This is a genomic window from Shimia marina (genome assembly GCF_001458175.1).
In the GTDB taxonomy this organism is placed as follows: Bacteria; Pseudomonadota; Alphaproteobacteria; order Rhodobacterales; family Rhodobacteraceae; genus Shimia; species Shimia marina.
On sequence record NZ_CYPW01000034.1, the window covers coordinates 1 to 7186 of the forward strand.

The window sequence follows — 7186 nt, forward strand, 5'->3', positions numbered from 1 at the left end:
GGATCTGATCCAATGGGCACCGGGCCTGCCCAAAACCCGCTCCGGCAAAATCATGCGCCGCATCCTGCGCAAAATCGCCGAAAACGACTACGGCGCCCTCGGCGACACATCAACACTCGCAGATCCAACTGTCGTCGATGATCTCATCGAAAACCGTATGAACAAAGGGTGAGAGCAGATGTCAGCACAAAGCGAAACACTCACCCGCATGGTCAATGTCATTCTGCTCGGCCCTCCCGGGGCCGGCAAAGGCACACAGGCAGAATTGCTCGTCAAAACACATGGGCTTGTTCAGCTCTCAACCGGCGACATGCTGCGTCAGGCGAAGGCCAGCGGCTCTGAACTGGGCAAACGTGTGGCTGAGGTCATGGAGCGTGGCGAGTTGGTCACCGATGACATCGTGATCGGCCTGATCAAGGAAAAACTGTCTGACACCAAGGCCAAAGGGTTCATCTTTGATGGCTTCCCCCGCACCTTGGCACAGGCAGATGCGCTGGGGGCCCTGCTGGAAGAGGCCGGCGTGACCCTGAGCGCGGCCATTGAACTTCAGGTCAACGACAAGATCCTTGTGGAACGTATCCTGCACCGCGCCGAACAGGCGCGCGCCGCAGGTCAGCCCGTGCGGGCGGACGACAACGAGGAAACTCTGGTGCAGCGGCTTGAGGCCTATCATGCCCAGACAGCCCCGTTGATTGACTATTACGCAAGCAAAGGCGTGCTCAAGCCTGTGGATGCGATGGGCGAGATCGACGCCATCGCAGGAGAACTTGCCGCGATCGTCTCTCAGGCGAGCGCGTAAAGGGATGCATCTGCGCCCCCTCTCATCGAGGGGGGCAGATGTGGAGGAACTTCATCGAGAGGGAGGAGACAGTACATGTCTGACAACTCATCAAACGCCGCATATTGGTCTGCCAATGTGCGCATCATCCTGATCAGCCTCGTCATCTGGGCGCTGGTCTCTTTCGGGTTCGGCATCCTGCTGCGTCCGATGCTGGCGGGTATCTCCGTTGGCGGCACTGACCTTGGCTTCTGGTTTGCCCAGCAAGGCTCCATTCTTGTCTTCTTGGCACTGATCTTTTTCTACGCCTGGAAGATGAACAAACTCGACGCCGAACACGGCGTTGACGAAGAATAAGGGACCAGAGGGACAATGAGCCAATTTGCCATCAACCTGCTGTTTGTGGGCGCGTCCTTCGCGCTTTACATCGGCATCGCGATCTGGGCCCGTGCGGGATCCACATCTGAATTTTACGCCGCCGGACGCGGCGTTCACCCGGTCACCAATGGTATGGCGACCGCTGCGGACTGGATGTCTGCGGCCTCGTTCATCTCCATGGCTGGCCTCATCGCCTTTACCGGCTATGACAACTCTTCCTTCCTGATGGGCTGGACCGGTGGCTATGTGCTGCTGGCACTGCTGCTTGCGCCATATCTGCGTAAGTTCGGCAAGTTCACCGTGTCGGAATTCATCGGCGACCGCTTTTACAGCCAGACCGCGCGTATTGTTGCGGTTGTCTGTCTGATCGTGGCCTCCACCACCTATGTGATTGGTCAGATGACCGGTGTGGGCGTGGCCTTTGGCCGCTTCCTGGAAGTGTCCAACACCGCAGGTCTGCTGATCGGTGCCTGTGTGGTTTTCGCCTATGCCGTGTTTGGCGGCATGAAGGGTGTGACCTACACGCAGGTGGCGCAATATTGCGTTCTGATCACAGCCTACACTATTCCGGCAATCTTCATCTCGCTGCAACTGACCGGCACACCAATTCCTGCGCTGGGTCTGTTTGGCGAACACGCCGCTTCTGGTGAGCCGCTCCTGGCGAAACTGGATGCGATTGTGACCGAGCTCGGCTTTGCGGAGTATACGGCGCACCATGCCGATACCTTCAACATGGTTCTGTTCACCCTGAGCCTGATGATCGGTACCGCGGGTCTGCCCCACGTGATCATGCGCTTCTTTACTGTGCCTAAAGTGTCTGACGCGCGCTGGTCTGCGGGCTGGACTCTGGTGTTCATCGCCTTGCTCTATCTGACCGCCCCTGCGGTTGGTGCCATGGCACGCCTGAACATCTCTGAGCTGATGTGGCCAAATGGCGGCATCGACGGCGGTGCTGTGACCGTTCAGCAGATCGAGAACGATGCAGAGTATGATTGGATGGCCACATGGCAGAAAACCGGTCTTCTGGATTGGGAAGACAAGAACGGCGACGGCCAGATCCAGTATTACAACGACAAGAATGCGGATCTGCAGGCGATTGCAGCGGAAAAAGGCTGGGAAGGCAACGAGTTGACCAAGTTCAACCGTGATATCCTCGTGCTGGCAAACCCTGAAATTGCCAACCTGCCATCTTGGGTGATTGGTCTGGTGGCAGCGGGTGGTCTTGCGGCTGCGCTCTCCACTGCTGCGGGTCTGCTGCTGGCGATTTCCTCGGCCGTGTCCCACGACCTGATCAAAGGCGCGATCAACCCGAACATCTCTGAAAAGAGTGAGCTTCTGTCTGCACGTGTTGCCATGGCTGTGGCGATTGCGGTGGCCACTTGGCTGGGTCTCAACCCTCCAGGCTTTGCGGCGCAAACCGTGGCGCTGGCCTTCGGTCTGGCGGCGGCCTCGATCTTCCCGGCGTTGATGATGGGGATCTTCTCCACCAAGATCAACAACACCGGCGCGGTTGCAGGCATGCTCGCAGGTCTGACCGTCACTCTGATCTACATCTTCCTGCACAAGGGCTGGCTGTTCATTCCGGGCACCAACTCCTTCACCGATGCTGACCCGCTTCTGGGCACTGTGAAATCCACAAGCTTCGGTGCCATCGGTGCAGCGGTGAACTTTGCAGTTGCCTACGTCGTAGCCAGCATGACCAAAGAAACACCCGATGAGATCAAAGCACTGGTCGAAAGCGTGCGCGTTCCCCGCGGCGCTGGTGCCGCTCAGGATCACTGAGCCACCAGCACCCACTGGCGGCAGGGCTCCCCCCGTACCTGCCGCCACTTTATGCCTGTCCCCTCCGGCCATTGCCGGGTGGGACTTTCCTCCAAAGACCGCGGGAGGCCTCCAGCGCTGGTGCCCCCATTCGCTTGCCGCAGCCCGCACCCCGTGAAAAGGTGCCGTTATGCCGCTTACAGCCGAACAAGTCACACGTTTTCTGCGCTCCGTGCACCCTTACGACACTTTGTCCGAAGACGCCCTGACGGCGCTGGCCCCCATTTTTGAGCGGATCAGCCTGCCCACAGGCGCCCCAATTTACACGCTCGGGGATACGCTCTCGGGCCTCTATCTCATCTATAATGGCACCGTCGAAATCTGTGACGAGAATGGCGTTGTTGTCTCTCATCTGGGCCTGCGCAACTCCTTTGGCGAACGTGGCCTGCTGCGCGACGGCACCGCCGCGACCTCCGCGCGTTGCGAAAGCGACTGTACCCTGCTGATCCTGCCCACCGAGGCCTTTCAGACCCTGATCAATGACGCCCCCCAAGTGCGCCGCTTCTTTGACCGCACCAGCCCGGCGCTGCGCAAATCCCCGGCCAGTGATCTCGCCACCACCGAAGTGGCGGATATCATGGCCCGCACCCCGGTCACGCTCTTGCCCGAAGACACCGCGCATACCGCTGCGCAAACCATGCAGAGCACAGGCATCTCCTCAATCTGCATCACGGATCAGGACAACCTCAAAGGCATCCTCACAACCGGCGATCTGGTGGGACGCATTCTGGCCGAAGACCGCTCGCGCCAGACGCCACTGGCCGAGATCATGACCCCTGCACCCCGCACCCTGCCCTCCTCTGCGATTGGCTCTGACGTGCTGCACCTGATGATGGAACATGGCATCGGCCACATTCCGATCGTGGATGCCGGGCAACTGGTCGGCATTGTCACACAAACCGACCTCACCCGCTTTCAGGCCGTCACCAGCGCCGAAATGGTGCGCGACATCGCCCAGGCAGACAGCGCCCATGCAATGGCCGAGGTCACCGCCCGCATCCCTCAACTGCTGGCCCAGCTCGTCGGCGCGGGCCACCGCCACGATATCGTCACCCGCCTGATCACGGATGTGGCAGACACGGTCACCCGCCGCTTGCTCATGCTGGCGGAAGAGACCTTTGGCCCACCGCCGGTGCCTTATCTCTGGCTGGCCTGCGGCTCTCAGGGCCGTCAGGAACAAACCGGTGTCTCTGATCAGGACAATTGCCTCATTCTAGATGACAGCGTCACCGAAGAGATGCGTCAGGGCTATTTTGACAAACTCGCCCATTTTGTCTGCGACGGGCTCAACACCTGCGGCTATGTCTATTGCCCCGGCGATATGATGGCCACAGCAGACCGCTGGCGTCAGCCGCTGGCCGTATGGCAGGACTATTTCAAAAACTGGATCTCCACCCCAAATCCCGAAGCCCAGATGCTCGCCAGCGTCATGTTTGACCTGCGCCCAATCGGCGGCGCGCTGGATTGCTTTGCAGAGCTTCAGGCCGACACGCTCGAAGCCGCCGCGCAAAACTCCATCTTTGTGGCGCATATGGCCTCAAACGCGCTCAAACATCACCCCCCTCTGGGGCTGTTGCGCGGGCTGGCAACCATCCGCTCAGGCGAACACAAGCACCAGTTGGATATGAAACACAACGGCGTGGTGCCGGTGGTGGATCTGGCCCGCCTCTGTGCCCTTCAGGGACAATTGCCCGCCGCAAACACCCGCGCCCGCCTGCGCGCCGCGCTCTCTGGGCATGCCGGGCTCTCTCCCTCTGGGGCCGCCGATCTGCTCACAGCCTACGATCTGATCGCCCAGACACGACTGCAACACCAGTGGCGTCAAATTCAGGCCGCTGATGCCCCTGACAACTTCCTTGCGCCCGCCGACCTCTCAGATTTTGAACGCAGCCATCTGCGCGACGCTTTTGTCGTGGTGAAATCTCTGCAATCTGCCATAGGCCACGGTAAAAACGCATTGAGCTAACCTCTAAGGAGTCCACCCATGTTTATTGAATTGCTCGGTGTGATTTTCGCCGGTGTCGCTGGTGCCGGCCTCATGATGGTGATCCTGCGCGTCACCGGCAACCGCTTGCCACGCTGGCTCACGCCTGTGGCCGCTGGGGCTGCCATGATCGCCGCCACCATCAGCTCGGAATACAGCTGGTATGCCCGTACCTCCGCTTCGCTGCCAGAAGGATTGGAAGTGGTCGAAACCGTAGAAACCTCTGCCGCATGGCGCCCATGGACCTATCTTGCGCCGCTGACCGAACGGTTTGTGGCACTCGACACCGCATCTTTGCAAACCAACAGCGCCCAACCCGACATGCGTCTGGCTCAGGTCTATTTTTATGGGCGCTGGTCGCCTCTGCATCGCCTCAATGTGGCCGCTGACTGCGCCAAAGGTCGGCGCGCCGCGCTGGTCGATGCAATCACCTTTGAGGCCGATGGCACCATCGCAGGTGCGCAATGGGTTTCCCCTGCCGCCGATGATGCGCTGCTGACCGCGCTCTGCGAGGTGTCGTGATGTTCAGCCACCTGTCTCTGCGACTGCGCATGTTTCTGCTCTTTGCGCTGATGGCGCTGGGGGGGCTGGTGGTGATGGGGCTCGCCCTGATGACGGGCTATCGCAGCGCATTAACCGACGGCACCGCCAATGGCTTCGTGCTGGCTGGCATCGTGGCAGCCTTTGGCTTTCTCGGGCTGGCAGCGGGCGTCTGGCTGCTGTTTGATGAAAACGTCGCCAAACCCATCATGGCACTGTCCACCACGCTGCGCGCGCGGGCCCACGCAGGCGTCGCCGCCACGGTCGACACGCACGCCGCACGCTACCTTGGTGATCTTGCCCCCGCCGCCGAGGCCATCAGCATCCAGTTGGACAGCACCTCCAAAGATGTGGCCGACCAGATCGCCGAGGCCACCGCCGCACTCGCCACCGACCGCGCACAGCTCACCGCGCTGCTGACAGAAATTCCCGTGGCTATCCTGCTGATTGGCTCCGGGCATCGCATTGCACTCTACGATGGTCAGGCCGCCGGCACGTTGGCACAGATCGCACCGCCCCGTCTGGATGCCTCCATCTTCGACTATCTGGATCGCAAGACTCTGCTGGCAGCACACACCCAACTCGTGAAGACAGGCAAGGAAACCCACTTTGAAGCGCATAGTGCCGACGGGCTGCTCTCTTTTGAGGCCCGCCTCAAACCTCTGGAGGACGCAAAGAGTTACCTGATCCTGATCGACGAAGCCCATGCAGACATCGCGCCAGAAGACACACGCCCTCTTACGTTTGACTTTGAACTTCTCAGCAACTCCGTGCCCTCCGACCTCACCTCCCGTGCGCTCGACCAAATCCCCTTTGTGGTCTTTGACTGCGAAACCACCGGGCTTTTGCCCCACAAGGACGAGTTGGTGCAAATCGGCGCAGTGCGGGTGTATCGCAATCAGATCCTGCGCGGCGAAGAAATCGACAGCCTGATTGATCCCGGTCGTCCCATCCCTGCCGCATCCACACGCGTGCATCACATCACAGATACGATGGTGCGTGGCGCGCCCTCTCCCAAGACGGCGGTGACCTCCTTCCACCACTTTGCGCGCGATGCTGTCATCGTTGCCCATAATGCGCCCTTTGACATGGCTTTCATGCGGCGCCACGGCAATGAGATGAATATCTCCTGGCCGCAGCCGATCCTCGACACTGTGCTTCTGTCCGCCGTCCTCTTTGGCATCACCGAACAGCACACATTGGATGCGCTGTGTGAGCGTCTTGGCGTGACGATCCCCCCAGAAGTGCGCCACACAGCCAAGGGCGACGCCATCGCCACTGCCGAAGTGCTGTGTAAGATGCTCCCAATGCTGGCAGCACGTGGTTACCAGACCTTGGCGCAGGTTCTGGAGCAGACCCGCAAGCACAGCCGCCTGCTTGACGATCTGAACTGAACCTCACACCGCTGCGTCTGCGCCCAGAGAGGCGCGGCGCAAGCGTTGCATGAATTATTTTTCTTAACGATTTTTCCACCTCCGCATTACCGACGCGATACAGACGCAATACCGACGTGGTTTCGCGGCTCTTTCTGCCGCACTTTCACTGTTTATCTCCGCAGCCGCTGCCTGCCCCCCCTCTTAATTTCTACTCTCATATCTACCTGAGCGTTTCCACTGTTGAGTGGTTTGCGCGCAAATGCCCATACAGGAACCATGCGTAATATACTGATCTTTCTGATATATTTG

The 7186-nt window shown here is 59.9% G+C and carries 6 protein-coding genes; all 6 read left to right on the forward strand.

Annotated features, from left to right (window positions below; genetic code table 11):
- Nucleotides 1–178: 178 nt before the first annotated feature.
- The 6 genes from SHM7688_RS17320 to SHM7688_RS17345 all read left to right on the forward strand — a co-directional run bounded on the left by SHM7688_RS17320 (nucleotide 179) and on the right by SHM7688_RS17345 (nucleotide 6895).
- A complete protein-coding gene (locus tag SHM7688_RS17320) occupies nucleotides 179–799 on the forward strand; it encodes an adenylate kinase (RefSeq protein WP_223229304.1) in 621 nt (206 codons plus the stop codon).
- A gap of 75 nt (nucleotides 800–874) precedes the next feature.
- Nucleotides 875–1135: a DUF4212 domain-containing protein gene (locus SHM7688_RS17325; RefSeq protein ID WP_058241217.1), complete on the forward strand. Its 261-nt coding sequence runs from the start codon at nucleotides 875–877 to the stop codon at nucleotides 1133–1135.
- Nucleotides 1136–1150: 15 nt separating this feature from the next.
- Nucleotides 1151–2938: a sodium:solute symporter family protein gene (locus tag SHM7688_RS17330; RefSeq protein WP_058241218.1), complete on the forward strand. Its 1788-nt coding sequence runs from the start codon at nucleotides 1151–1153 to the stop codon at nucleotides 2936–2938.
- Nucleotides 2939–3107: 169 nt separating this feature from the next.
- On the forward strand, nucleotides 3108–4943 hold the full coding sequence (locus SHM7688_RS17335; RefSeq protein WP_058241219.1) for a DUF294 nucleotidyltransferase-like domain-containing protein: 1836 nt from the start codon (nucleotides 3108–3110) through the stop codon (nucleotides 4941–4943).
- 18 nt (nucleotides 4944–4961) lie between these two features.
- Nucleotides 4962–5483 (forward strand): hypothetical protein, encoded by a 522-nt coding sequence (locus SHM7688_RS17340; protein ID WP_058241220.1) that lies wholly within the window; start codon nucleotides 4962–4964, stop codon nucleotides 5481–5483.
- On the forward strand, nucleotides 5483–6895 hold the full coding sequence (locus SHM7688_RS17345; RefSeq protein WP_058241221.1) for a 3'-5' exonuclease: 1413 nt from the start codon (nucleotides 5483–5485) through the stop codon (nucleotides 6893–6895). The genes SHM7688_RS17340 and SHM7688_RS17345 overlap by 1 nt, the downstream gene beginning before the upstream one ends.
- Nucleotides 6896–7186 lie beyond the last annotated feature (291 nt).

What these genes read in the sequence shown, in the direction of transcription:
- SHM7688_RS17340 (WP_058241220.1), top strand. Translation starts at nt 4,962, where the DNA reads ATGTTTATTGAATTGCTCGGTGTGATTTTCGCCGGTGTCGCTGGTGCC.
- SHM7688_RS17330 (WP_058241218.1), top strand. Translation starts at nt 1,151, where the DNA reads ATGAGCCAATTTGCCATCAACCTGCTGTTTGTGGGCGCGTCCTTCGCG.
- SHM7688_RS17325 (WP_058241217.1), top strand. Translation starts at nt 875, where the DNA reads ATGTCTGACAACTCATCAAACGCCGCATATTGGTCTGCCAATGTGCGC.
- SHM7688_RS17335 (WP_058241219.1), top strand. Translation starts at nt 3,108, where the DNA reads ATGCCGCTTACAGCCGAACAAGTCACACGTTTTCTGCGCTCCGTGCAC.
- SHM7688_RS17320 (WP_223229304.1), top strand. Translation starts at nt 179, where the DNA reads ATGTCAGCACAAAGCGAAACACTCACCCGCATGGTCAATGTCATTCTG.
- SHM7688_RS17345 (WP_058241221.1), top strand. Translation starts at nt 5,483, where the DNA reads ATGTTCAGCCACCTGTCTCTGCGACTGCGCATGTTTCTGCTCTTTGCG.